The following is a 548-nucleotide window of genomic DNA, read 5'->3' as shown; positions in this document are numbered from 1 at the left end:
CGCGATGATCGCGCCCGATGCGCGCGACCCCTTCCATGTGCCCCTGCCGTGGCGGGGCGCGGCGCTGGAAGGTCCGATCAAGGTCGGCTTCAGCCTCGAGGCGCCCGACCTGCCGCTGCATCCGGAGGTGGAGAAGGCCCTGCTCGACGCGAAGGCCGCCCTGACGGAGGCAGGCTATGTCGTGGAGGAGGTCGCGCCGCCCTCGCTGCGAGAGATCCAGTTCGAGGGCCGCACCGCGCTGATGACCGAAAGCTACGCCCTGATGGCCGAGGACATCGCCAAGTACGGTTCGCCCGCGATCGCCGGCGTCTTCGAGCAGAACTACCGCCGCACGCCCACGGTGGACATGAAGAAGCTGCTCCAGCTGCTGGCGCAGCGGACCTTCTACGCGCGGCAGTGGTCGGTGCTGATGGACGAGTATCCGCTCTTCCTCTCGCCCTTCTATCCGCTGCCCTTCTACGCGCCGGGCCGCGATGCCGAGGGCCCCGAGGGGCTTCGGGAGACCATGGGCCAGGGCCATTGGTCCACGCTCGGCAACTACCTCGGCC

1 protein-coding gene is annotated in these 548 nt (G+C 69.2%); it reads left to right on the top strand.

Translation table 11 applies throughout. From position 1 onward, the window contains the following. On the top strand, positions 1-548 hold a 548-nt coding region (locus AC1DWF_RS37775), incomplete at both ends, for an amidase family protein (RefSeq protein WP_476843533.1).

Source organism: Aminobacter sp. P4_D5, from assembly GCF_056401815.1.
Note: the sequence above shows the minus strand (reverse complement) of the source record. Positions and strands in the feature narration are given on the sequence as shown.